Annotated in this window: 26 protein-coding genes, 1 tRNA gene and 2 pseudogenes; 24 read left to right on the plus strand and 5 right to left on the minus strand. The window is 57.6% G+C overall.

Translation table 11 applies throughout. The features are described from left to right. Positions 1–103: 103 nt before the first annotated feature. The 19 genes from BN1124_RS06035 to BN1124_RS06115 all read left to right on the plus strand — a co-directional run bounded on the left by BN1124_RS06035 (position 104) and on the right by BN1124_RS06115 (position 20,047). Entirely contained in the window at positions 104–1,297 is a 1,194-nt protein-coding gene (locus BN1124_RS06035) for an efflux RND transporter periplasmic adaptor subunit (protein ID WP_042640072.1), read from the plus strand. Positions 1,298–1,315: 18 nt separating this feature from the next. Beyond that, complete coding sequence (locus BN1124_RS06040; protein WP_042640074.1) at positions 1,316–4,465, plus strand: efflux RND transporter permease subunit; 3,150 nt, start codon at positions 1,316–1,318, stop codon at positions 4,463–4,465. Beyond that, entirely contained in the window at positions 4,458–5,873 is a 1,416-nt protein-coding gene (locus tag BN1124_RS06045) for an efflux transporter outer membrane subunit (RefSeq protein ID WP_033129888.1), read from the plus strand. The genes BN1124_RS06040 and BN1124_RS06045 overlap by 8 nt, the downstream gene beginning before the upstream one ends. 340 nt (positions 5,874–6,213) lie before the next feature. Beyond that, positions 6,214–7,209: a sulfate ABC transporter substrate-binding protein gene (locus BN1124_RS06050; protein WP_042640076.1), complete on the plus strand. Its 996-nt coding sequence runs from the start codon at positions 6,214–6,216 to the stop codon at positions 7,207–7,209. 447 nt (positions 7,210–7,656) lie between these two features. Then, entirely contained in the window at positions 7,657–9,009 is a 1,353-nt protein-coding gene (locus tag BN1124_RS06055; protein WP_042640077.1) for a tyrosine-type recombinase/integrase, read from the plus strand. A gap of 139 nt (positions 9,010–9,148) precedes the next feature. Continuing rightward, positions 9,149–9,649 (plus strand): hypothetical protein, encoded by a 501-nt coding sequence (locus tag BN1124_RS06060; protein ID WP_042640079.1) that lies wholly within the window; start codon positions 9,149–9,151, stop codon positions 9,647–9,649. A 207-nt stretch (positions 9,650–9,856) separates the two neighbouring features. Next, on the plus strand, positions 9,857–10,129 hold the full coding sequence (locus BN1124_RS20685) for a helix-turn-helix domain-containing protein (RefSeq protein WP_082041440.1): 273 nt from the start codon (positions 9,857–9,859) through the stop codon (positions 10,127–10,129). A 19-nt stretch (positions 10,130–10,148) separates the two neighbouring features. After that, the gene (locus BN1124_RS20525; protein ID WP_052445575.1) at positions 10,149–10,658 is read left to right on the plus strand and encodes a replication protein; all 510 of its coding nucleotides are present in this window, start codon (positions 10,149–10,151) and stop codon (positions 10,656–10,658) included. Further along, positions 10,655–11,095 (plus strand): hypothetical protein, encoded by a 441-nt coding sequence (locus tag BN1124_RS20465; protein ID WP_156128089.1) that lies wholly within the window; start codon positions 10,655–10,657, stop codon positions 11,093–11,095. Before BN1124_RS20525 ends, BN1124_RS20465 begins: the two co-directional genes overlap by 4 nt. Further along, positions 11,095–11,757 (plus strand): replication protein P, encoded by a 663-nt coding sequence (locus tag BN1124_RS06070; RefSeq protein WP_048822929.1) that lies wholly within the window; start codon positions 11,095–11,097, stop codon positions 11,755–11,757. The genes BN1124_RS20465 and BN1124_RS06070 overlap by 1 nt, the downstream gene beginning before the upstream one ends. Before the next feature lie 212 nt (positions 11,758–11,969). Next, complete coding sequence (locus BN1124_RS06075) at positions 11,970–12,275, plus strand: hypothetical protein (RefSeq protein WP_042640081.1); 306 nt, start codon at positions 11,970–11,972, stop codon at positions 12,273–12,275. A gap of 280 nt (positions 12,276–12,555) precedes the next feature. Next, positions 12,556–12,625: transfer RNA gene (locus BN1124_RS06080), tRNA-Ser, on the plus strand. Between the two features lie 213 nt (positions 12,626–12,838). After that, a complete protein-coding gene (locus BN1124_RS06085) occupies positions 12,839–15,052 on the plus strand; it encodes a nuclease-related domain-containing protein (RefSeq protein WP_231553604.1) in 2,214 nt (737 codons plus the stop codon). A 198-nt stretch (positions 15,053–15,250) separates the two neighbouring features. Next, on the plus strand, positions 15,251–15,850 hold the full coding sequence (locus BN1124_RS06090) for a recombinase family protein (RefSeq protein WP_231553605.1): 600 nt from the start codon (positions 15,251–15,253) through the stop codon (positions 15,848–15,850). Between the two features lie 145 nt (positions 15,851–15,995). Then, a complete protein-coding gene (locus tag BN1124_RS06095) occupies positions 15,996–16,349 on the plus strand; it encodes a BON domain-containing protein (protein WP_042640086.1) in 354 nt (117 codons plus the stop codon). 153 nt (positions 16,350–16,502) lie between these two features. Then, on the plus strand, positions 16,503–17,636 hold the full coding sequence (locus BN1124_RS06100) for an ABC transporter permease (RefSeq protein WP_042640088.1): 1,134 nt from the start codon (positions 16,503–16,505) through the stop codon (positions 17,634–17,636). A gap of 1 nt (position 17,637) precedes the next feature. Continuing rightward, positions 17,638–18,429, plus strand: coding sequence for an ABC transporter ATP-binding protein (locus tag BN1124_RS06105; RefSeq protein WP_042640090.1), 792 nt, complete (start codon positions 17,638–17,640; stop codon positions 18,427–18,429). Beyond that, entirely contained in the window at positions 18,426–19,379 is a 954-nt protein-coding gene (locus tag BN1124_RS06110; RefSeq protein WP_197066168.1) for an MlaD family protein, read from the plus strand. Before BN1124_RS06105 ends, BN1124_RS06110 begins: the two co-directional genes overlap by 4 nt. After that, a complete protein-coding gene (locus BN1124_RS06115; RefSeq protein ID WP_042640092.1) occupies positions 19,376–20,047 on the plus strand; it encodes an ABC-type transport auxiliary lipoprotein family protein in 672 nt (223 codons plus the stop codon). The genes BN1124_RS06110 and BN1124_RS06115 overlap by 4 nt, the downstream gene beginning before the upstream one ends. A 62-nt stretch (positions 20,048–20,109) precedes the next feature. Here the strand turns inward: BN1124_RS06115 and BN1124_RS21200 are convergent. Beyond that, positions 20,110–20,247: pseudogene (locus tag BN1124_RS21200) on the minus strand (IS5/IS1182 family transposase); the annotation flags it as partial. A 202-nt stretch (positions 20,248–20,449) separates the two neighbouring features. Between BN1124_RS21200 and BN1124_RS20690 the strand changes: the two are divergent. From BN1124_RS20690 to BN1124_RS06125, 3 genes are read left to right on the plus strand one after another with little or no spacing between them, the layout of a single operon-like run. After that, positions 20,450–20,602 carry a DUF3309 family protein gene (locus tag BN1124_RS20690; protein WP_197066169.1) on the plus strand — a complete coding sequence of 51 codons (153 nt, stop codon included), beginning with the start codon at positions 20,450–20,452 and terminating at the stop codon, positions 20,600–20,602. A 41-nt stretch (positions 20,603–20,643) separates the two neighbouring features. Further along, positions 20,644–21,060 carry a BON domain-containing protein gene (locus BN1124_RS06120; protein WP_042640094.1) on the plus strand — a complete coding sequence of 139 codons (417 nt, stop codon included), beginning with the start codon at positions 20,644–20,646 and terminating at the stop codon, positions 21,058–21,060. A gap of 28 nt (positions 21,061–21,088) precedes the next feature. Next, positions 21,089–21,376, plus strand: coding sequence for a sll1863 family stress response protein (locus BN1124_RS06125; protein WP_042640096.1), 288 nt, complete (start codon positions 21,089–21,091; stop codon positions 21,374–21,376). 281 nt (positions 21,377–21,657) lie between these two features. Here BN1124_RS06125 and BN1124_RS06130 read toward each other — a convergent pair whose 3' ends face one another. From BN1124_RS06130 to BN1124_RS06140, 3 genes are all read right to left on the minus strand, one after another. After that, complete coding sequence (locus BN1124_RS06130; protein WP_042640098.1) at positions 21,658–22,068, minus strand: low affinity iron permease family protein; 411 nt, start codon at positions 22,066–22,068, stop codon at positions 21,658–21,660. A gap of 33 nt (positions 22,069–22,101) precedes the next feature. Further along, entirely contained in the window at positions 22,102–22,557 is a 456-nt protein-coding gene (locus BN1124_RS20695) for a VOC family protein (protein ID WP_082041446.1), read from the minus strand. A gap of 164 nt (positions 22,558–22,721) precedes the next feature. Next, a complete protein-coding gene (locus BN1124_RS06140; RefSeq protein ID WP_042640103.1) occupies positions 22,722–22,973 on the minus strand; it encodes a GlsB/YeaQ/YmgE family stress response membrane protein in 252 nt (83 codons plus the stop codon). 24 nt (positions 22,974–22,997) lie between these two features. Between BN1124_RS06140 and BN1124_RS21205 the strand changes: the two are divergent. Together BN1124_RS21205 and BN1124_RS06145 are read left to right on the plus strand one after the other, a co-directional pair. Continuing rightward, positions 22,998–23,151 (plus strand): annotated as a pseudogene (locus tag BN1124_RS21205) (IS66 family transposase); the annotation flags it as partial. A gap of 217 nt (positions 23,152–23,368) precedes the next feature. Then, positions 23,369–23,686, plus strand: coding sequence for a BON domain-containing protein (locus BN1124_RS06145; protein ID WP_042640877.1), 318 nt, complete (start codon positions 23,369–23,371; stop codon positions 23,684–23,686). Between the two features lie 182 nt (positions 23,687–23,868). Here the strand turns inward: BN1124_RS06145 and BN1124_RS06150 are convergent, their stop codons facing one another. After that, positions 23,869–24,177 carry a hypothetical protein gene (locus tag BN1124_RS06150; RefSeq protein WP_042640104.1) on the minus strand — a complete coding sequence of 103 codons (309 nt, stop codon included), beginning with the start codon at positions 24,175–24,177 and terminating at the stop codon, positions 23,869–23,871. Positions 24,178–24,242 lie beyond the last annotated feature (65 nt).

A 24,242-nucleotide genomic window follows, 5' to 3' on the forward strand; every position in this document is an offset into this window, starting at 1 on the left:
ATATTGCCTCATCTTTACGCTTTTACCAACAGGGACCCCATAAACCCTGTGGTTTTATTGACTTTTTTGTTTGAAACATTTGAAACAGAGGCTTAGAAATCTCATGCATAAACATATTCTCGCACGTTCAGTGGGCCTTGCCCTGCTGGCAAGCGGTCTGCTGTCCGGTTGTGGCGACAAGGGAGAAGCCCAGCAGGCCATGGGGGAGATGCCCCCTGCCGCCGTGGACGTGGTGACCCTCCATACCGCCCCGCTGCAACTCATGTCCGAACTCACCGGCCGCACCGCCCCCCTGCGCGTCGCCGAGGTGCGTCCCCAGGTTAATGGCATCATCCTCAAGCGCCTGTTCACCGAGGGCAGCGACGTCAAGGCCGGTCAGCTGTTGTACCAGATCGATCCCGCCGTCTATCAGGCCGCCGTCGCCTCGGCCAAGGCGAATCTTGCCAAGGCCGAAGCCAACGAGCGCAGCGCCCGCCTCAAGGCCCAGCGTTATGCCGAGCTGGTGAAGGTCAAGGCCATCAGCCGCCAGGAATATGACGACGCCGACGCCGCCTGGAAGCAGCAGGTCGCCGAGATAGGGGCCGCCAAGGCCGCCTTGCAGAGCGCCAACATCAACCTGGCCTATACCCGCATCACAGCTCCCATCAGTGGTCGCATCGGCAAGTCTGCGGTGACCGAGGGTGCCCTGGTCACCGCCCAGCAGGCCGACAGCCTCACCACCATCTCGCAGCTCGATCCCATGTATGTGGATGTGCGCCAGTCCACCGCCGATCTGCTACGCCTCAAGCGCCAGGTCGCCGCCGGCAAGCTGACCCAGGGTCAGCAGGATGGCGCCAAGGTCAGCTTCCAGCTGGAAGATGGCAGCCAGTACGGCGAGCAGGGTGCATTGCAGTTCTCCGATGTGACCGTGGACGAGACCACCGGCATGGTGACCCTGCGGGTGATAGTGCCGAACCCGGATCGACTGCTGCTGCCCGGCATGTTCATGCGCGCGACCCTGCAAGAGGGTGAGCGTCCCGAGGGGCTGCTGGTGCCACAAACCGCCGTGACCCGTACCCCGAACGGGGGCGCCACCGTCATGGTGGTGACCGCGGACAACAAGGTCGAGCTGCGCAACGTGCAACTCAGCCGCGTCGTCGGCGACAGCTGGGTGGTGGAGTCCGGTCTCAATGCTGGCGAGAAGGTGATCGTTGCCGGTCTGCAGAAGGTCAAACCCGGTGCCCAGGTCGCGCCCGCTGAACGCAAGAGCGACAACGCCGCCGCCAATAATGCCCAGCAGACCCCGGCCAACAAGTAAGGATGGAGTAGTCGCCTCATGGCACGATTTTTCATAGACAGACCCATTTTCGCCTGGGTGATTGCCCTGGTGATCATGCTGGCCGGGACCATGGCGATCATCGGCTTGCCGGTCGCCCAGTACCCGACCATAGCCCCGCCCGCCGTTGGCATCTCCGCCAGCTACCCGGGCGCCTCCGCTAAAACCGTGGAAGACTCGGTGACCCAGATCATCGAGCAGAACATGACGGGGCTGGATCACCTGCTCTACATGTCCGCTCAATCTGATTCTTCCGGCAACGTCAGCGTGACCCTCACCTTCCAGCCGGGGACAGACCCCGACATCGCCCAGGTGCAGGTGCAAAACAAGCTGCAGCAGGCCATGTCGCTGCTGCCCCAGGAAGTACAACAGCAGGGGATCCGGGTTCAGAAGACCTCCAGCAGCTTCCTGATGGTGGCCGCCTTCATCTCCAGCGATGGCAGCATGACCAACGATGACCTCGCCGACTACGTGGTGAGCAACATCAAGGAGCCCCTGAGCCGTCTGGACGGGGTGGGTGACATCACCCTGTTCGGCAGCCAGTACTCCATGCGTATCTGGCTGGATCCGCACAAGCTCAACCGGGTGCAGATGACCCCAGGGGACATTCAGGCCGCCATCAAGGCGCAGAATACCCAGGTGGCGTTCGGCAAGCTGGGGGGCACTCCTGCGGTGAGCGATCAGCAATTTACCGCCACCATCATGGGGCAGACCCGCCTCTCCACCCCGGAGGAGTTCAATAACATCCTGCTGCGGGTGAACCAGGACGGCTCCAAGGTGCTGCTCAAAGACGTGGCTCGGGTCGAGCTCGCCGGTGAGAGCTACGACGCCTCGGCGCTCTACAACGGTCAGGCCACGGCGGCGCTCGCCATCAAGCTGGCGACCGGGGCCAACGCCCTCAACACCGCCGCCGAGGTGCGCACCAAGCTGGGTGAACTCTCCGAGTACTTCCCGGCCAACATGAAGATCGTCTACCCCTACGACACCACGCCCTTCGTGAAGATCTCCATCGAGGAGGTGGTGCAGACCCTGGTGGAGGCCATCTTCCTGGTGTTCTGCGTCATGTATCTGTTCTTGCAGAACTTCCGGGCGACCTTGATCCCGACCATCGCGGTGCCCGTGGTGCTGCTCGGAACCTTCGGCGTCATGGCGGCGTTTGGCTTCTCCATCAACACCCTGACCATGTTCGGCCTGGTGCTGGCCATCGGCTTGCTGGTGGATGACGCCATCGTCGTGGTGGAGAACGTGGAGCGGCTGATGAGCGAGGAGGGACTCTCCCCGCTGGAAGCCACCCGCAAGTCCATGACCCAGATCACCGGCGCCCTGGTGGGGATCGCCCTGGTGCTGTCGGCGGTGTTCGTGCCCATGGCCTTCTTCGGCGGCTCGACCGGTGCCATCTATCGCCAGTTCTCCCTGACCATCGTCTCGGCCATGGTGCTCTCGGTGCTGGTGGCGCTGATCCTGACGCCGGCCCTGTGTGCCACCCTGCTCAAGCCGATGCAACATGGCGAGTTTGGCGCCAAGCGCGGCTTCTTTGGCTGGTTCAACCGCTTCTTCGACGCCAGCGCCAACCGCTACCAGAGCAGCGTGCGCAAGGTGATCAAGCAGGGTACCCGCTACAGCGTCATCTATGTCGCCATGCTGGCGGTGCTGGCCATCCTGTTCATGCGACTGCCCACCTCCTTCCTGCCGGAAGAGGATCAGGGGGTCATCATGTCCATGGTGCAACTGCCGGTCGGGGCGACCAAGGAGCGTACCGAGGTGGTGCTGGCGCAGATGCGCGACTACTTCCTCGAGACCGAGAAGGACAATGTCGATTCCGTGCTGACGGTGGCGGGCTTCAGCTTCGCCGGTAGCGGTCAGAACAGCGGCATGGCCTTCATCAAACTCAAGGACTGGAGCGAGCGTAAAGGGGAGGAGCGCAGTGCCAACGCCATCATAGGCCGCGCCATGGGCTACCTGTTCAGCATCAAGGAGGCCCAGGTCTTCGCCTTCAACCTGCCTCCGATCCCGGAGCTCGGTACCGCCACCGGTTTTGACTTCTTCTTGCAAGATCGCGGCGGCCTTGGCCACGAGAAGCTGATGCAAGCCCGTAACCAGCTGCTCGGCATGGCGGCGCAGGATCCCAACCTGGTGCGGGTACGCCCGAACGGGATGGAAGACACGCCCCAGCTCGACATCAAGATCGACTACGAGAAGGCGCTGGCCCAGGGCCTCTCCATCACCGACATCAACAACACCCTGTCGGCGGCCTGGGGCTCGTCCTATGTGAACGACTTCGTCGATCGCAGCCGGGTCAAGAAGGTCTATCTGCAGGCGGATGCCCAATTCCGGATGAACCCGGAAGATCTCAAGCTGTGGTATGTGCGCAACAGTGCGGGTCAGATGGTGCCTTTCTCCGCCTTCGCCAGCACCGACTGGAGCTTTGGTTCACCTCGTCTCGAGCGCTACAACGGCGTCTCCGCCATGGAGATCGTCGGCGAGGCGGCCCCCGGCAAGAGTACAGGTGACGCCATGGCAGCCATCGAGCAGATGGTGAAACAACTGCCGGAAGGGGTTGGCATCGAGTGGACCGGTCTCTCCTTCCAGGAGCGTCAGGCGGGTTCCCAGGCGCCGGCGCTGTACGCCATCTCCCTGCTGGTGGTGTTCCTCTGTCTGGCGGCGCTCTATGAGAGCTGGAGTATTCCGTTCTCGGTCATGCTGGTGGTGCCGCTCGGGGTACTGGGTGCCATCCTGGCGGCGACCATGCGGGGCCTGGAGAACGACGTCTACTTCCAGGTGGGCCTGCTCACCACCATAGGGCTCTCGGCCAAGAACGCGATCCTGATCGTGGAATTTGCCAAGGAGCTCTATGACAAAGGCATGGGGCTGGGGGAAGCCGTGGTCGAGGCGGCGCGCCTGCGCCTGCGTCCGATCCTGATGACCTCGCTCGCCTTCATCCTCGGCGTGCTGCCGCTGGTCATCAGCTCGGGCGCCGGCGCCAGCAGCCGTAACGCCATCGGTACCGGCGTGATGGGGGGGATGATCAGTGCGACCGTGCTGGCCATCTTCTTCGTGCCGCTGTTCTTCGTGCTGGTGATGCGTTACTTCACCAAGCACCAGTCCGCCGAAGAGCGCGTGGCTCATGCCAAGGAGATCAAACATGACTAAGACCCTGGTCGCCCTGAGCGTGACCCTGCTGCTGGGGGCCTGCTCCATGGCCCCCGACTACCAGCGCCCGGAGCTGCCGCAAGGCGCCTCCTGGCAGGACAACCTCGCCGCCAAGGGGGATACCGCCCCCTGGCAGCAACAGTTCCTCGATCCGGCCCTGCAGAAGCTGATCGGCACTGCGCTCGACAACAACCGGGATCTGCGGCTCGCGGCTCTCAACGTCGAGGCCTATGAGGCCAGATACCGGATCCAGCGGGCGGCCCAGTTGCCGACCCTGGCCGCCAGCGGCTCTGGCACCCGTCAGCAGGGATCCGACGATCTCAGCGCTACGGGGCAGGGCAGGATCAGCAGCCAGTACGGCGCCGACATCGGCATCACCGCCTACGAGCTGGACCTGTTTGGCCGGATCCAGAGCCTGAAAGATCAGGCGCTGGAGAATTATCTGGCGCAAATCGAGACTCAGCGCAGCACCCAGATCGCGCTGGTCGCCTCGGTGGCGAATGCCTATTTCACCCTGCTGGCGGATCAGGAGTTGCTGGCCCTGAGCCAGGCGACCTTGGCCACCGAGCAGGAGAGCTACGCCCTGACCCAGCACAAATATCGGTTGGGGGCCGCCTCCGAGATGGAGCTGGCGCAGGGACGCACCGCGCTCGAGAATGCCAGGGTCAGCCAGGCGCAATACCAGCGCCAGGTGAAACAGGACAGAAATGGCCTGGCCCTGCTGCTCGGCACCGAGGTGCCGGTGCTGGAAGGGCAACCCAAGACCCTGGATGAGGTGCAACTGGCGGCCATCCCGGTGGGCGCCCCCTCCAGCCTGTTGCAACAGCGGCCGGACATCCTGGCGGCGGAGCACAGCCTGAAGGCGGCCAATGCCAATATAGGTGCGGCCCGCGCGGCCTTCTTCCCGACCATCTCGCTCACCGCGACGGCGGGCACCGCCAGCAACCAGCTGAGTGGCTTGTTTGACGGCGGCACCGGCACCTGGACCTTCATGCCCCAGATCAACCTGCCCATCTTCGACGGTGGCAAGCGGGTGGCCGATCTGGACGTGGCCGAAGTGGGTACCAAGCAGGCGGTGGCGAGCTACGAGAAGAGCATCCAGACCGCCTTCAAGGAGGTTGCCGATACTCTGGGCGCCCAGGCCGATTATCAGCAACAGCTGCAGGCCCAGCAGGATCTGGTGGATGCGAACCAGACCTACTTCAAGCTGGCGGAGTTCCGCTATGAGCAGGGGGTGGACAGCTATCTGACCCGCCTCGATGCCCAGCGATCTCTATTCAGCGCGCGGCAGGGGCTCATCAGCACCCGCTTGGCCCAACTCAGCAACCAGGTCGCGCTCTACAAGGCGGTCGGCGGTGGCTGGCAGGCCCCCAAGGAAGCCCCATCGGCAGCTGAAGGGCAGGGCTAGTCTCTCTCCAGTCGTTGACACAGTGGCAGCAACAGGGCGAACCATTGGGTTCGCCCTGTTTTTATATGTGATGACACCAACCCATATGGGAGAGTTAGAGATTTACTCGCCAAACATGGGATCAGCCAGCACAAGTGCTACCGATGATATGCATCAGCCTCTCCTGCCTTCATCTAGCTGCGAAAACCGGTAGCCTAATCACTGCCACCATCCATCTCATCCACTGAACCCAGCCAGAGTCATGCCACAAATTGCATAAGCTGCGAACTTATTATTCTTTCAAAGAATAATTGAGGGAATCATATAGTTGGTCACTCGACACTCATTCCAAGGACGTGCAATGAAACGACTACTGCCCGCCACCCTGCTCGCCGCAGGCCTGGCCCTCGCTCCACTGGCCCAGGCTGCTACCCTGCTCAACGCCTCCTACGACGTGATGCGTGACTTCTACAAGGACTACAACGCAGCCTTCCAGAAACACTGGCAGGCAGAAGGCGGTCAGCCGCTGCAGATCAATATGTCCCACGGCGGCTCGAGCAAGCAGGCGCGCGCCGTCATCGAGGGCCTGCCCGCTGACGTTATCACTATGAACATGGCCACCGACATCAACGCCCTCGCCGAGCATGGCGGCCTGGTGCCGAAAGATTGGGCGACCCTACTGCCGGACAACAGCGCGCCCTTCACCTCGGCCACCGTGTTCATCGTGCGCAAGGGCAACCCCAAGGGCTTGAAGGACTGGCCCGATTTGCTCAAAGAGGGCGTGCGGGTGATAGTGCCCAACCCCAAGACCTCGGGTAATGGCCGCTATACCTACCTGTCGGCCTGGGGCTATGTACTGGAGAAGGGGGGCGATGAGAAAGCGGCCAAGGAGTTCGTCGGCAAGCTGTTCAAGCAAGTCCCTGTGCTCGACACCGGTGGCCGCGCCGCCACCACTACTTTCATCCAGAACCGGATAGGCGACGTGCTGATCACCTTCGAGAACGAAGCCGAGATGATCGCCCGCGAGTTCGGCCGTGGCAACTTCGAGGTGGTCTACCCGAGTGTCACCGCCGTGGCCGAGCTTCCGGTGGCAGTGGTCGACAAGGTCGTCGACAAGCAGGGCACCCGCAAGGAGGCCGAGGCCTATCTGAAATACCTGTGGTCTGACGAAGGCCAGCGCATCGCCGCCAACAACTACCTGCGCCCGCGCAACCCGGCGATCCTCGCCGAATTTGCCGACCGCTTCCCGCAGGTCAGCTTCCTCAACGTGGTGAAGACTTTCGGTGAGTGGCCGCTGATCCAGCGCACTCACTTCAAGGAGGGTGGGGTATTCGACCAGATCTATGCGGTGCAGTAAGAGGCGTCTTGGATGAAAAATCCCGGCCAGGTGCCGTTATGCTGGAGCTGGCCGCCTATGGGGACCTCATTCCTTAACCGTTGTCCCAGTTGGCCTGTCAGGGATCCCATGGAAGAGCAGGCCATAACAGGCATGTGAAGGGGGGTTGGGCTCTGGCGTGATTAATCCGGGATCCCTGGCTGGGCCCAAATGACAAGAAGCACAAAGGGTTAACTTCTCGATGAAGTTAACCCTTTGTTTTATCTGGTGCCGGTAATAGGAGTCGAACCTACGACCTTCGCATTACGAATGAGAGAGTGTATGGATACCCTCGCATTTATTACCCTATGCGACTCTATACAAAATAATGCGTTAGGCCTAATCTTGCTTTCTGGGCTAACACGGAAATAGTCCAGATTTGTTCGCCCGTGTTAGCCCGGTGTTAGCCTGAGGGAGATAGGCAGGATCATGGAAAGGTTTAGATTCACCAAAACGGACCTATCGTCACTCACGCCACCTGAGCAGGGAAAGCGCTTAGCAGTATACGATACTGTAGTTCCAAAGCTGGCAATGCGGATCACCGCAGCGGGCGCTCGCTCCTTCTACGTTGTAAAGCGTGCCGGTGCCTCGATTGCTTGGATCAAGCTCGGTTCTTTCCCCGAAATGACAGTCGAACAAGCCCGTAACGAGGCGCAGAAGATTCTTGGCGAGTTTGCCACCGGTGCGAACCCCGCCGCTGCTCGTCGTGCAATTAGGGAAGAGCCAAGTTTTACTGAGATGTTCGAGCGGTTCTTGGTCGAGAAGCGCAAGCGCGATGGAACTCCCATCGGTGAGCGCACCAAGCGTGACTATAGCGACACCCTGCGCATGTATCTGGAGCCGATTAAGTCGAAGAAGTTGTCGCAAATCACTCGCTCAGATATCAAGGCAATCCACACCAAAACCACGAAGAAAAGTGCAGCCCAGGCCGACCGGGCGCTCGCCATCGTTTCGTCGGTGTTCAACTTCGCCGCCGACCTGGAGATATTCAGCGGTACCAATCCGGCAAGCCGCATACAAAAAAATCCGGCGCCTTCACGCGATCGTTTTGTTCAAGCGTCCGAACTACCATACCTGTTTGCTGCCATCAACGAATCGAGTCTTGCCGACTTCTTTTGGTTGTCGCTGCTGACAGGCGCCAGACGCTCCAACGTACAGGAGATGGTTTGGCGCGATATCGACCTTGATGCCCGCATCTGGCGGATCGGTATGACCAAGAACGGCACCCCACAGAACGTCACTCTATCACCCGAGGCAGTAACGGTTCTCGCTAACCGCAAGCATACAACCGGGCACGCCTCTTTCGTGTTTCCCGGCGAGGGCAAAACAGGGCATTTGGTCGAACCGAAAAAGGCATGGACGGCAATTTTAATTCGCGCCAGCCTGCGCCGTCTGCTCGACCATCTGGATGCGCTGGGCAAGCTCACCAGTGAGGAGCGCCAACAGGCGGAATTGCAAATAGCCCAAGCGCCAGTTGTCGCTGAGAGATGTTATCGCGCGTTGGCCGATGAGGTTGGAATAGACCCTGCGACCTATGACATGGCTGACCTGCGTATACACGATCTACGCCGTACCCTGGGGAGCTGGCAGGCCAAGACTGGCGCTTCGCTGTCAATTATTGGCAAGTCACTTAACCACAAAACACATCAGGCAACGACAATCTACGCCCGTCTGGATCTTGACCCCGTGCGCCAGTCCGTTGAGACGGCAACAAACGCAATGATGGAGGCGGCTGGGATCAAGCAATCAGCCGAAGGGGCAACCATCAAACGTCGGCAGTAGTTCGATCCGCAGCAATTTGCGTGAGACCGGGGGAACCAGAACCCAAGTAAGCAGTGGCCAGCCTAGCCCGATGGGCAAATAACAGAGTTCCCTCCTGCCTCGTTGGTCATCAAATTCGGTGGTACACAAGGAGAGATTGATGGATGAACAAAGCTGGAAGTTTGGGAAAGAGATCACTTCCGAGGAAGAATACCACAAACAAACAAGTGCATTGGCCGAGGAGCTTCAGAGGATCTACACCCCGGACCAAGTAGCGGAGATCGCTGCGCAGAATATGCTCTATGTTGACCTCCTGAACCGTGAACCTGCAATAGATAGGGGGTTTCATAGCAGCAATGATCATTACCGTTCTCTTGCAGAGCAAAATAATCTGCTTTCATTAAGAGTTAAGACTCTGGTGAGCCATATGGCAAGCATTATAAAATCGGGAGTTGATGGGGCATTACAGCGAGGGTCAAAAAAGGCTAACGATGAAAACCATAAAGCTAACCGAGACCGGAAGGCTGAGGCCCTGCAGGACTGGGACAAGAGTGGTCTCATCAATATGAGCGAGTTTGCCCGTCGTAACCACATAACATATGGGGTAACAGAGAGGGTCCTGTGCAAGTGGCTTTCCGATTATAAGAAGGCCAAGCGCTAAAATGCGGCGAAGCCACTTCAATCAATCGAAATGTAGAAGTTCAGATTTAAATGGCTTCGTTGGAGACACTTTTGGTCGGAAGGTGATCTCTACATCGGTTTACACTCTCCGCGGAGGATGTACAGTTTCCGCGGAGAGTGGTCTGTAATCGAGTCTCTCCAATACCTAACCTAACCCCGTCATATCAAACTGAACGAGGTTAGTTTCATGCACACTCCCCCCTCCACCGATATTGCCAATCTCAAGGCTGAGATTGCCGCGCAACTCGGTTTTGATCCCAAAAATCCTCCCGTTAACGTTGGCGACAAACTTGCCGCTGAGGTCCTTGCTGTGAAGGTATCGACGTTGGCCGTCTGGCGTTCTACCGGCCGTTACAACCTGCCCTATCTCAAGGTCGGTCGTCTGGTCAAATACCGGATCAGTGATCTGGCCGAATTCCTGGCCCGTCGCACTGCTCACCACACCGGTGAGGTTGCCTAATATGCAAGTGACTAGTGGCATGTTGAAGATGGCCGATTGTGGGGAAGGTTTTACCCGCATTGCCAATCAACTGCTTGATGCGCTGGTAGCGGCCAATTTGACCAAACATCAGTTCAAGGTGGCGCTGGCTGTGATCCGCAAAACCGATGGGTTTAACCAGCCCTACGATTGGATTAGCAACGGGCAATTGGCTGCCCTCACCGGGTTGCCGGAGACCAGGGTGAGCACGGCCAAGAATCAGTTGCTGACAATGGGGGTACTGGTGAGGAAGGGACATCAAATTGGTATTAATAAGGTCCTTTCTGAGTGGGAATGCAAGCTTCCCCGTTTTGTGGAAGAGTTCCCCGAAACAGGGAAAGGTCGTTTCCCTGAGTTGGGGAAAGGTACTTCCCCGAAACAGGGAAAGGTCGTTTCCCTGAGTTGGGGAAAGGTACTTCCCCGAAACAGGGAAACACAAAAGACACTAATCAAAAGACAAAAACAGAAAACACTAGCGTGGTGCCCGCAACAGCGGACTCCACGCAGGTGATGGTCGAAGGGACAATTGTTTCTCTTCCTGTCCTCTCGCCTGTTAACCAATTAGCCCAACCCGCACCTGCAGCCTCTGAGCGTACTCCTCCTACCGTACCGACTATCCCTGAAGAGCCCGTCATCATCGAGCTGCTGCTCAACACTGGTGCTACGTATCCGGTGACGGCAGAGTTCACTGCCCAGATGCAGACTCTGTACCCGGGGGTGGACTCGGTGCAGGAGCTGCGGGCTATGTGCGGCTGGCTGTTGGCCAATCCAACCAAGCGTAAGACGAAGGCGGGCATCACGCGGTTTATCAATTCATGGCTGAGTCGGTGTCAAGACCGGGGCAGCAGTACTCTCGCAAACCGCTCTGTACCCCGTGGTGTGGAGTGGGATCTGACCAAGACCATGAATGCCGAAAAACTCAATAACTTACTCGAGGGGTTGTTCTAATGACCATGAAATCTCTTACTGAAGTTTTGGCGAAGCTGCCCAGCGATGGGTCGGCATTACCTCCTGTGAAGCCCACTGCGCCCCGTGTGACGGAGCGCGACACTCAAGTGGTTTCTAAGTTGTTGGATCAGCTCAAGCTTATCTTCCCCGCCTGGAAACAAGCCTTCCCGACACCCGAGATGCAGCAGGGGGTATTGGCGGTGTGGACCAAGGCGCTGGTGGAGGTGAATTGCACCAGCCACCAACAACTTAGCCAGGGTATGAGGGTGGCGCGTAGCAAGGATTGCCCGTTTTTCCCTTCTCCCGGTCAGTTTATCCAGTGGTGTCAGATCACTCCGGAGGATCTGGGGCTGCCTAATATCGAGCAGGCACTGCGGGAAGTTCGCTGTCAACGCTACTCGCACCCGGTGGTGAAGCGCGCGGCTATGGCGACGAACTGGGAAAGGAAGACCCTCAGCCTTGATGCGTACCGCCCGGTGTTCGAACAGGCGTATATCCAGTTTGTACACCGGGTAATGGCCGGTGAGGACCTTGAGGCAGAACTGCATAAGGGGCTGCCGACTGGTGCCAATATCCAGCGCAGCCCAGAGGACAACCAGAAGGCCGGGCTGAAGGGCGTAGAGAATTTGAGGGCTCTGTTCAAGCCGAAAGGGGGAAAGTAATAAACCGAGTCAAAATGGATATTGAGTTGGATGTGCGGGAGGTGTCGTTATGCCTTGTGGGTATCTCTCCACTATTTCGGAGCTGGGTGGACCCAGGTCAATTTAACTTCGGGTAATAGGAGCTGAAGCCTGTAAAAAACAGAGAATTAACAGAAGCTGCTGTGTAAATGCACAGCATCCAGCTGCAATGTATCAGGTGTCAGGAGTGAAACATGAAATATCAACATGGGAAGTCTGGTAACGCTGCGGGTCGACCCAAAGGCGCACTTGGCAAGCGCAATCAGTTACCGGCCACGCTCACCGCCGAGGCACTCAAGCAACTCAGGCTTGCGGTTGATGCAGGGGATATTCATGCCGTGAAGTTGGTTATCGAGCGGGCATATCCAACGCTTAAACCTGTTACTCCTGAGGGTTCTATCGATGCCGAACTGTTAGCTCTCAAGATTCGCAGCCTGCATGACGTAGAAGAACGGTTAGCTGTACTTGAAGAATCTTTACTGCAAAAGGGGAATGTATGAATAGTCGCACTTTGTCCGGCCGCCTGGCTCGTCTCGAGCAATGTCTAGATCCCGATAAGCAACTAAAAGTAAGTATTAATTTGACTTATGTAGCGCTGGTTGATGCCGATGACCCCCGGTGCGGCACGTCGACCATCCCGAAGCAAGAAATAAGCGGGAACTCTACGGTTACTACCACAACCAGTTATTGGCCGAGACGTTACTCAGATTGATGTACTTAAAGACGAGTACCGATCACAACAGGCGCCTAGATTGTAACAATGTAGACCAGTGATTTCATCGGTGTATCCAGTGATGCAATCTCGTTCGGGACGAAGGGGTCGGAGGTTCGAATCCTCTCACACCGACCACATTCAACAAGGGCTTAGCTTCGGCTAGGCCCTTGTGCTTTTCCGGTCCCCCTGTTCTGTGGGGCATTTGTGGGGCATTTTGATTTGCTGCCCTGTTTACCATATCTGCAATCGCTAGCTCTTGGCTCCTTATCCGTTATTCCCCCCTTCAGGGAAACGTGTTAACTATTTCCTTCCATACAGATTGCCCGACTCGCCGTGGGTCTCAAATGAATGGTTAATTTCAATATCTTTGAATATCAAGGTTCAACGGCTGGAAAAGGATCACCAGATATGCAGGGCCAGGAGCGGCAATGCCAGGAATTTTACCAAATTCTCTTTGCTGGATATGCGCAGCAGCTTGCCCCATTCGTAGCACTTGATGAGTGCCTGCACGCCTTTTTGGATCAACGTCCGAGTGGCAAATATACCGCGCGCAATCGTGCTGCCGGACTAGCTGCCGCGACCTTCTGGTGGGAGCCAGCGAACTTGGAAGGTGCTCAGCTGGCAAGCTTGGCATTAGGGCGTATTTTGCATTGTGAGGATGCGATCAGTACTGCGTTGCTAGATCATCTGGCCGTTTGTCATCCTGGAATTCTTCGCTGGGCAATTCGCTATTCGAAGCTTTTTACGCGCACCGATTCAGCGCTCTGGCGGCATCTCCGGGACAATCTCGTCAGCGAGGATTGGTGCGAATTTTTCGGCGTCTGTGATCGCTTACTTGAGCAACTCGAACCATTCGACGAAGCAATTGCACTGGCTGAGACCCACTTGAAGTCGCTTTCGTTGCTAGAGCTGCTTTCCTATTTGAGCGTGATCGCTTATGGGCAACTTGGCGCCGCTAAGGGTAGAGACAGTTCTGCGGAAGATTGGGATGTCTATGATCGGCTCATCGCGCGCAAGCTGTCTAATTGCTCTGAGCGTGATTTTCAACTGACAGAGGAAGCTCTCGGCAGCTCTCTCAAGCGTCATTTGTCGCCAATCCTTTTTCCACAGTCAGGTGTGGGGCGAGAGAATGTTGCCAACCTCGAATCGGTCGCCTTGCTTATTGCCGCTATGCGCGAGCGAATCGACTACGAGAATTCCATCAATTGGTTCTGTTTTGACAGTGATTGCGGTTACCAGCTCAAACCGGGACAACCGGTCATCTTCAACAAAATAGATACGGGCTCACAGCGCTGGCAGCGTACCGAGCGAAAAAGCCGATTGCTTTGGCACTACTGGATGTACCGTGCCATTGACCAGTTTGCAGCTTCGGACATGGCTGGCAGGATCATCGGTAGACCAGAAAACCACGAGGCGAATCAGCTGGCCTGCATCAAGGCCATCCGTAGTCAGCTTTACCTGCAGACGATTTTCGGTCTGGGTGAGCGGGTCAGACTGAACGACGGAACGGAGGTAGCCCTGCACCACACGATATTAGCCAGTGAGCTGACTACAGTGTTTTTTGAGCAGGCGTTTCTTCATCCTTTTCTTCGCTATATGGACGACTCAGGTGTAGCAGCGAAAGCCCTTGGTCAATTAGCTCTGGAAGGGCTTATGCAAGGCGAGAATCGCTTTCCAATAACTTGGTCGGAACCGGAAGAGAAGGTCCGTCGTATTTGTGGTTGGACCGTCAGTCCTGAGCATCCCAAGGGCGACACCGAAGCGGCCAGTGCCATCCTGAAGTTCTGGACCAGTGATCTGCAGGCTCTATCCGCGCAGATGAGGCAAGCACCTAACATGCCGTCACCACGACTGTACGAGCGGCCCTTCTACAAGATTGGACGCTACAGCTTTCAGTTTCCCTGGGTTGCCGGTCAACAGAACAATCTGACCGCTGCGGTGAATAACCTGCGTCGTGTTGAACAACGCCGGCCAGCTTTGCGCAGTGAAACGGAGCGTATTGAACACACCCTCGCCGAAGCGCTAAGGCAGAGGGGGTTCAGCGTCGTCGTGGGCTACCAACCACCATTGAGTGACGAGCGCGATGCTGGTGAGGTGGACCTGCTCTGTCACTTGGATGGGGTAGTGTTGCTGCTGGAGGTCAAGTCGGGCTTCATCCGTTCAACTCGTCATGACGTCTGGCTGCATCGAACCAATACCCTGCGCAAGGCGGCGAGGCAGTTAAAGCGCAAGCAACCGGTTGTGCTTCAAGCCTTGCTAAATGACCAAGGGTTGCGTTCAGCTCTATTGCTGAGTGATTTCAGTCATCTGCCAGCCCTGCATGCCTGGGTTGTGGATACTTCGATTGAATTTGATGGTGAGGTCGTCGATGGTTTCCACGTCGTCTCCCGCGAGATCATGGAGATCGCTTTGCGCGATGAACCGCATTATCTGCGCTCGTTTGAACAGATGGGCGAGGCTGAGGTTGAGATCGAGGAGGAGACACTGTATGCCGACGGATTCAGTGCGCAAGCTCTTGTTAGGTTGATCGAGTCCGATGGGATCTGGCGTGACTTGCTTTAGGCTCCAACCATTTGACATGAACCAGAAATGGATAGCGAGCAACTTAATTGGTTAGGCTAGAACTGCCTTGGTCCTCTTTGCCGCTTTGTAGTGGCTCGCAACGTGTACCTTTTGACCCAGTCAGCCACTCCTCCCAAACCACTAGCTCAATAGTGTTGTTTTTTATATGAGCCACCCCTACATTTAGAGCCATAGATTATGAGCCAAGCAAAGGGACATACCATGGCGGTGATAGGGTATCTCAGGGTAAGTACGGGCGAGCAGAGCATTGGAGCGCAGCGTCACAGCATTGAGCAGACTCACAAGGTAGAGACCTGGTTTGCTGACGAGGGTGTATCTGGGGCAGTGAAGGCGCTACAGCGTCCAGGATTCGCCGAGCTGTTCAAGTTCATACGCAAGGGTGACACGCTGATCGTTCCCGCTGTCGACCGCCTTGGGCGCAATACCATCGACGTATTGAATACGGTTGAGGCACTGCAGGGTAAGGGTGTTTCAATCATCAGTCTGCGGGAGGGATTTGACCTGTCCACGCCCATCGGCAAAGCCATGCTCACCATGTTGGCCGCTGTTGCAGAGCTGGAGCGCTCGAACATCAAAACCCGTCAGATGGCCGGGATTGCCAAGGCGAAGGCAGAGGGCAAGACGCTCGGACGCGAAAAGATAATTGACGATGCTGCCGTCGCTACCTGGCGTAAAGAGAACTCAGCAAGCATTAAATTGACCGCCGAACACTTTGGGATCTCACTCGCCAGTGTAAAACGCGCTTGTCGGGTAGCAGCTCTTAATGGTGGGTCATAACGCCATGCGTTCTCCCCCACAGCCAGAGTTATGTACGATGCCGTACAGAACTTAGCGCAGCCTCGTGTTAAACCTTCATCACGGTGAACGGATTGCATTGGTGCTGCCGGGCGCGCGCTTTTCAACCTTCAGGGAAGGATCCATCATGAACCACAAACTCAGAGCCCCCTTGCTCCTAGCCGGCCTGCTGCTACCGGTAGCTGGCCATGCCGCCGAGACCTCCTATGGTGCCGATGCTGCGGCGTCGATGACAACCGAATCGACGGCAATGGAATATGTCGAGGATTCGGTCATCACCACCAAGATCAAGGCCGAGTTGGCCGCCGATCAAATCTCCAGCCTGGTCAATATCCATGTCGATACCGACCAGGCCGGGGCGGTTGTCCTGAGCGGTGGCGCGGCGGATCAGGCGGCGGTGGACAAGGCCGTCTCGATTGCCGAGGGCGTCGAGGGGGTGACCTCTGTCAAACATGACATCAGGGTCGAGGTCGACCAATAGGCAAGGGCTGCTATCCACAGCTATCTCGTGCAGTAGGTCCGCTGACCGTGGCGTGTCGGCGGGTCCTTTGCTCAGGCGAGTCAATCCATCTATGGTGGCGCGTTGGCGCGTCGCCTGTTCGGGTCACTCAAGCTATCAACAGGCGGGCGGACCATGATCCTGACTACGACCGCACCGGCTGCCATCACCCAAACGACACCGCAGGCACTGGTGCTATCGGGTGCGTGGACGGCGCGCGGTGTAGGCCGGCTCACCGGTGAGCTCGATGCGCTGTCGGTCCCGGCGGGTTCTGACTGGATCATAGACGCCTCGGGCATCGAGGCCTTCGATACGGTCGGTGCCTGGGTCGTGCAAAAACTGCTGCGTCGTCTGCGTGACGATTCGGCCGGCGTCGAACTGCGCCAGTTACGCCCCGAGTTCGCCCTGTTACTCGCGGTTCTAGACCAGGATCTGGACGTCAAGCAACCAGCTGTCCCGGCTCCCCCCCTTGCGCTTTCCCACCTCGCCAGCCTGGGTTGCCGCACCGTCGCCACCCTGGAACAGAGTCGTGCCCTGCTCGCCTTCATCGGCGAATACACGATCGCCTTTGGCGGCTGGCTGGCCCACCCGGCACGCATTCGCTGGCGCCCCATCCTCTACAACATACGCAGCGCCGGTTTCGATGCGTTGCCCATCGTCGGCCTGCTCTCCTTCCTGCTCGGCATCGTCGTCGCCTATCAGGGGGCCGACCAGCTGCGCCAATACGGCGCCAACATCTTTGTCGCCGATCTGGTCGGCCTCTCGATGTTGCGCGAGTTCGCCCCCTTGATCACCGCCATCATCGTCGCCGGTCGCTCGGGGTCGGCCTACGCGGCGCAGATCGGAACCATGGCGGTGACCGAGGAGATCGATGCCATGCGCACCATCGGCATACCGCCGCTCGACATGCTGGTCCTGCCCAAGGTGCTCGCCCTGCTGGTGGCGCTGCCCCTGCTCACTGTCTTCGCCGATCTGCTCGGTGTCCTGGGGGGCATGCTGATGGCACGGGTCCAGTTGGCCGTCGGCATAGCCGAATTCCTCGATCGCTTCGTCAAGACGGTCAGTGTCACTGACCTGTTGATCGGCATCGGCAAGGCGCCGGTCTTTGCCGCCATCATAGTGACGGTCGGCTGCTTCCAGGGGTTTCGCACCCATGGCGGGGCCGACAGTGTCGGGCGGCAGACGACGCGCAGCGTCGTCCACTCCATCTTTCTGGTGATCCTGGCCGACGCCCTGTTCTCGGTCGCCTTCAGTGCCCTGGATCTCTGAGATGAAGGGCCAAATTCTCAACCCCACCCCGGCCATCGCCATCAGCCAGCTGAAGACGCGCTTCGGTGAGCACATAGTGCATGCCGGGATCGATCTGGTCATCGACCGCGGCGAGATCTTCGCGCTCATCGGCGGCTCGGGCTCGGGCAAGTCGACCCTGCTGCGGGAGATCATCCTGCTCCAGCAACCCGAATCGGGCTCGATCCAGGTGCTGGGTGTCGATCTGAGCAATATTGCCGACACCGCGGCGCTCGCCCTGCGCCAGCGCTGGGGGGTCATGTTCCAGAGTGGCGGCCTGTTCGGATCCTTGACCGCCAGGGAGAACGTCGGCCTGCCGCTGCGCGAGCACACCGAGCTGGCCGATGGGCTGATCGACGAAATCGCCGACAGGAAACTGGCGATGAGCGGCCTTGAACCCGCCGCTGGCGCTCAGTATCCGGCCGAGCTGAGCGGCGGCATGATGAAGCGCGTCGCACTCGCTCGCGCCCTGGCCCTGGATCCGGAACTGCTCTTTCTCGACGAGCCGACCGCCGGGCTCGATCCCGAGAGCGCCGGCGAGATTGACCAGCTGATCCACAAACTGCGCGACCTGTTCGGCCTGACCATCGTCCTCATCACCCATGACCTCGATCTGCTGTGGCAGGTGGCCGACCGCGTCGCCGTGCTCGGCGATGGCAAGGTGCTGGGGGTTGGCTCTATGGCCGAGCTGGCGGACATCGATCTGCCGGCAATCCGGAAATTCTTTGACGGTCCACGCGGGCGGGCCGCCCAGCAACAGAGCAGGGCCACATGATGGAAACGAAAGTCAATTACACCCTGGTCGGCAGCTTCGTCGTCATCCTCGGCACCATGCTGATCGCCGTCATACTTTGGCTCGCCTCGGGCGGCGCCTTCCAGAAGACATACGATCTCTATCTCGCGATCTCTGAGGAGTCGGTCGCCGGCCTCAATATCGATGCGCCGGTCAAATACAACGGCGTCGATGTCGGCAAGGTGCGGCAGATCCAGCTCGACCCGGTCAATCCCGAGCGGGTCAATCTGCTCTTCGCCCTTGATCACGGCACGCCGATCAAGCAGGACACAGTGGCCGTCCTCAAGACGCAAGGTCTGACCGGCATCGCCTACGTCGAACTGAGCGGTGGTGCCAACGATCAGCCCCTGCTACAGGCCAGGGCCGGTGACGACTATCCGCAGATCCTCACCAAGCCCTCGCTCTCCGCACGCCTAGAGAACGTCCTGACCAGCGTGCTGGCCAAGCTGGACAGTACCTCGAACAACTTCAACGCCCTGCTCGGTCCGGAAAATCAGGCAGCCTTCAAGAGCACCCTGGCCGATCTCGCCCAGGTGGCGCATACCCTGGCCGCCCGCAACGAGAGCATCGATGCTGGCCTTATCGATGCCGCTCGGACAATGAAAAATAGTGCGCGGGCGAGCACCGAACTCGAGCCGTTGATCGAGCACATTGGCCAGGCGGCCGACGCCGTCGAGAAGATGGGCAATGAACTCGCCGGCACCAGCGCCAGCGCTGGTAAGACCATCAACGCAGTCGGTAGCGACATCAACCGCTTCACGGCGGAAACCCTGCCCCAACTGGAGCGCCTGATCGGCGAGCTCAGCGTGCTGAGCAGCTCACTGCGTCGTCTCAGCGAACAGACCGAGCGCAATCCCTCCGGGCTGCTGTTCGGCCGCAAACCGGTGCCGGATGGCCCGGGAGAAGCATCCGAGAGAGGCCGGAAGCCATGATCAGCCACACACGATTACCCTTGTTCAGGCTCGTCGTCGTCGCGCTGTTGCTGGCCCTGCTCGGCGCCTGCAGCATGTTTGGTGCGACCGAGGAGCCACCACCGGCCTTCTATTCGCTTTCCGGTGCCGGGCCTGTCCCACCGGTGACCGCCTTGCCGGCGGTTAGATCGAACAGGGCGCCGACGCTGATCGTCAATCCGCCGCGTGCAGCGCCCGGTTTCGATAGCCAGCACATCATCTACGTCCGCGAGCCATATCAGCTGGAGTATTTCGCGCACAGTGAATGGGTCGATACGCCGGCCAGGATGCTCGCCCCGCGCATCGTCGCCGCGCTCGAGGGCACCGGCGCCTTCCGCGCCGTCGTTCTGGCCCCCAGCGGGGCGGCCGGCGAGCTGCGCCTCGATGTCGAAGTCATCCGTTTGCAGCATGAGTTCGATCATTCGCCCAGCCGTACCCGCTTCACACTGAGCGCTTACCTGGTCGATAACGACAGTCGTCAGGTTCTGGCCTGGCGCGAATTCGATGAAGCGGTGGTGGCGGCCGAGGCCAATCCTTATGGCGGTGTGATGGCGGCTAATAGCGCCGTGCAGCAAGTCTTGCAGCGCTTGGCCAACTTTTGTGCCGAAGAGGCGGGTAACTGGCAATCGGCGCCAGGAACCCACCGCTGAACCGCAGAGGTACCAAAACGCGGCCAGAGAAGGGGCAGGTATAGAGCAAAGGGGGCGTCACTGGGATAGATGGACTCAATGACGGCCGGTGTCCTGGGGCAAGGGAGCAACGGCTTCATTCGAGATAGGAAAATTTCTTTGCGGGTCTGGCGGCGTTTACCGTTGAACTCGTCGTCAGCAAAGGTCAGTTGATGACTCACGTTGGTTCTCGTTCATGGTACCAAGAGAATCTTGTGAATTCACATTGAGGACTCTTTCGGGCTCCTTTTTGGCTCGATAGCAAAACGCATGCCCGGTCTGTGTGGTGGCGAACAGACCCGGTCGATGGACTCGTCGCACTATCGCCATGAAATGGGTCGTTTATATCACCCCATATGAAACGCTTAGGCGAAGGAAGTGACCATGGGAACCATTCTACTGATCGTGCTTGTCCTGTTATTGATCGGCGCGATTCCAAGCTGGCCGCACAGCCGGAGCTGGGGTTATACCCCTAGCAGCCTGATCGGACTGGTGCTGATCATCATGCTTATCCTGGTTCTGCTCGGCAAAATCTAGGCAGCCTAATCCAGGCAGCCTTGCACCGGAGAAATCAACACATGAAACCAAGCAAAACTATCCTTGCCATCTCGATGCTGCTCGCCTTCGGGATGAGCGGATGTGACAAACCGGGGTCGGCCGAACAGGCCGGCAAGAAAATTGACGAAGCGGTCAGCGACACCGGCAAAAAAGTCGACGAAACCGTCAACGAGTATGAGGGCAAGATATCGGAACAAAGTGACAAAAACGCCCAATCCTGGGAGGACACCGAAGTGACCGCCAAGGTCAAAGGCGCGCTCCTCGGTGAGCCCGGTCTGAAGTCGATGCAGATCAGTGTCGACACCGTCGGAGGTGTGGTCACGTTGACCGGGACGGTTGACTCACAGGCCAATAGCGACAAAGCCAGCGCGCGAGCGATAGCAATAGATGGCGTCGAGAATGTTGTTAATAAGCTGGTGGTTAGCTCGACCCAATAATGCCCCACCCGTAGCCAAGGAGAACATCATGGAAATGTACAAGGCATACAAGGAAAAGATGAACGCACAGCTCAGGGAGTGGAGCAGTCAGCTCAATCTGCTGGAAGCCAAAATGGACAACATGACCGCCGACATGAGAGTCCGGCGGGCGGAGGAGATCCAGTCCTTGCGCGTCAAGCAGTACGCCGCCACCGACAATATGGAAGAGCTCGGCAGGGCGAGCGGTGAATCCTGGGAGCAGATTAAGGTCACCGCCGACAAGATGTGGAGCGATCTGAAGACCGGTTTGGCCGAGGCCCAGTCGAAATTCAAGTAAGCACACAACCTTGCGCCTTTGGGTGTTGGATTCAGTAAGATGTAACGTTTCAAGGCGCAGGTTCCCACTAACACGAGAACCTGCGCCTTGAAACTTGGATACAGCCCATTGTGTTGGGCGAGCCACTCATCGAAGGTCTGCAGCACAAAATTCAGTTCCCGACTGGTGGCAAGGTTGCGGCAACCACAAAAAGCGTTATTAAAGCAGGCCAGCGTTGGCAAACACCGAAGACTGGGCCACTACACAGGAGTAAGTAATAAAACGATGAGAGGGATACTCTTTTATGGTTCAGGTGATCCCGTGTCCTTGTTACCCAGCGTCAGTTCCGATCGGGCGGCTGCGGCCAGTGCCTGGTACTTAATCTTGAACGCGTGCAGGTTCTCTTCTTCCAGCTCCTCGAGATCGAGGAGCGCGTTGTGCGCACCTTGAGTTGCCCGAATGAGTTCGTCCAACTTGATCTGAATGGCTTCGGTGTCCCGGTTTTGGGTGTTCTGGATGAGGAAGACCATTAGAAAGGTGATGATCGTCGTGCCGGTGTTGATCACGAGTTGCCAGGTGTCACTGAACCCGAACAACGGGCCGGTGACCACCCAAAGCAGAATAACCCCCACCGCGAGCGAGAACACTCGGGGTCTGCCGCAAAAGTGTGCGGCTGCTTTCGCAAAACGGGAGTACCAGGCAGCATTACGCATGAGGGCTTCCTTCTCGGCGGCTAAGGTTTGACATTAAGGGTGGCACCGGGCTTGGTGACCATCCTCTCGATGGAGGGAGCCAACCCCTGTCGATGCAAGCGCTTCCGCTATGTGCTGGTGCTCATAGGACGTTATCTCGAAAGGATTTCCGTCGGGATCGTTGAAATAGAGTGACCAGGCAAGATGGTGATCGACGGCCTTAACGTCATGGCCGAGGATGGCAGACAGATGGGCACGCCAGGCAAGGAACTCCGCGGCCGTGGTGCGAAAGGCGACGACGGAATGGCACTTTCCGACAGGACGCTCGAACAGTGCGAGGTGGACAGTCGCTGCAGCATTGCTTACGGTCAGTGGGCCGTGCTCTGACAGCCAGGGTTCAAACTCTGGCTGGCGGTGCAATCCCAGCACCCTTGCGTACCAGGCTTCCGACTGTGCACGGTTGGCGACATGAATATGGACATGGTCAAGACTGTCGAGACTGGGCATCATCACCGGCTCCCCCCAAGTTGTGAATGTGATCTAAGGCTATCGTGATTGGGCTCCATGCCAGTGTTCATCCGTACGCGTTGGGGAATACGTGATCACCAAGTTTGACGCAAGCAGAGAGCCGGTACGTCATTCAAAACCTCATCCCTACACATTGCTCGATGCGCCTAGGCACGTTTGATGATGCGCACGATCAGGAGTAGAACGACGGCCCCTATCGTCGCCACCAGGATGCTGCCGAGCAGGCCACCGCCCATGGAAACACCCAAGGTGGTGAACAGCCAACCGCCAACAAATGCACCGAGCACACCCACGACGAGATCTCCAATCAATCCGAAGCCTCCTCCTTTGACCAATATTCCTGCCAGCCAACCGGCCACCAACCCTACGATGAGAAACCACAGCATGTTCTCACTCATATCATTCTCCTTGTGCTTCGGTGATCTCATCACGGCGAGCTGTTTTACCAGCGCATCCTGTTGTTGGTGGAGACGAGCAAACGATTGGGCCGTTGCCCGCAGGAGTGGCTGCGAGCAGTGGTACGGGCCTGTCGAGAAGACGGATTATAAACTGATGCCGTCAGTCCCGTCCCGGTGAACAATTACCTACTTTGTTCGGCAGCGTACAGACGGGAGAGGCAAGCAAGGCTAGTTTAGGCGTGTTACCAGTATAGATAGGGTTGGGAGTCAATAGTTGACCCAGCGTTCGTCATATATCAATCACGGCCTATTTGGAGTGCCACTGCATGGGCAGAATTCTGTCCTCGTTATCTTGTTGATTGGCACACTACCGTCAAGTTGGAGTCATGCTTATCATGAAAAACGTCAACAGTATTGCCAGAAACTTTGCCGCAATAGCATTGCTATCAGCCGCGGTGGTTGGTTGTGCGTCAACAGCCAATAAGGAAGGAACCGGGGAGTATATTGATGACTCTGTGGTAACCACCAAGGTTATGTCTGCAATTTTTTCCGATCCAGACCTCAAGTCAGCTGAAATCAGTGTAGAAACCTTCAAAGGTGTAGTGCAGCTCAGTGGCTTCGTCAGTAAAGAGGCCAGTATTTCAAAAGCCGGTGCCGTAGCAAGTGGTGTCGAAGGTGTGACGTCAGTGAAGAACAATCTGCATCTTAAATAATAGAGACGGTTTATGTTATCTACAGCAGTAAAACACACCGTCCAGTCGGTGTGTTTTACTGCTGTATTTTATCGGTAATGTCATGAGTGGTCGAAAATGACTTTATATATGTGGGCATGTTGTAACTTTATTTTATGACTCCCTTGAGTCATGCCAAATCCGGTAAACGGGATACTGTATTATTAAATAAATATAAAACCCACCAGAAATCCGACCACGAGTGCCAGCATCATATAGCTCATGGGGTTGCTCTTGACTTGAACTCGTACTCTTTTGAAATACGAGTCCTTCGCTTCCTGTAAGTCCTTATTCTTGTCATTGAAGGTGGTCGTTGCCGAATTTACCGCATCGGCGAGCTTGTCGACGACCTTATGGGTACTCTGGGTCATCTGATCCACCGCCGGATGTGTTGCGCTAGCAGGGATGATGACGTCTGATTTGGGAGCGGCTTTCGTGCCGGTGGTGCCTCTACTCTTGTCGGATGTGATCATGATCGTTCTCCATATTCAATAAGATATATCTGCGGTATCAGGCTTCGTATATTCTGCGTTGGCCA

This window comes from Aeromonas eucrenophila, assembly GCF_000819865.1.
Lineage (GTDB): Bacteria > Pseudomonadota > Gammaproteobacteria > Enterobacterales > Aeromonadaceae > Aeromonas > Aeromonas eucrenophila.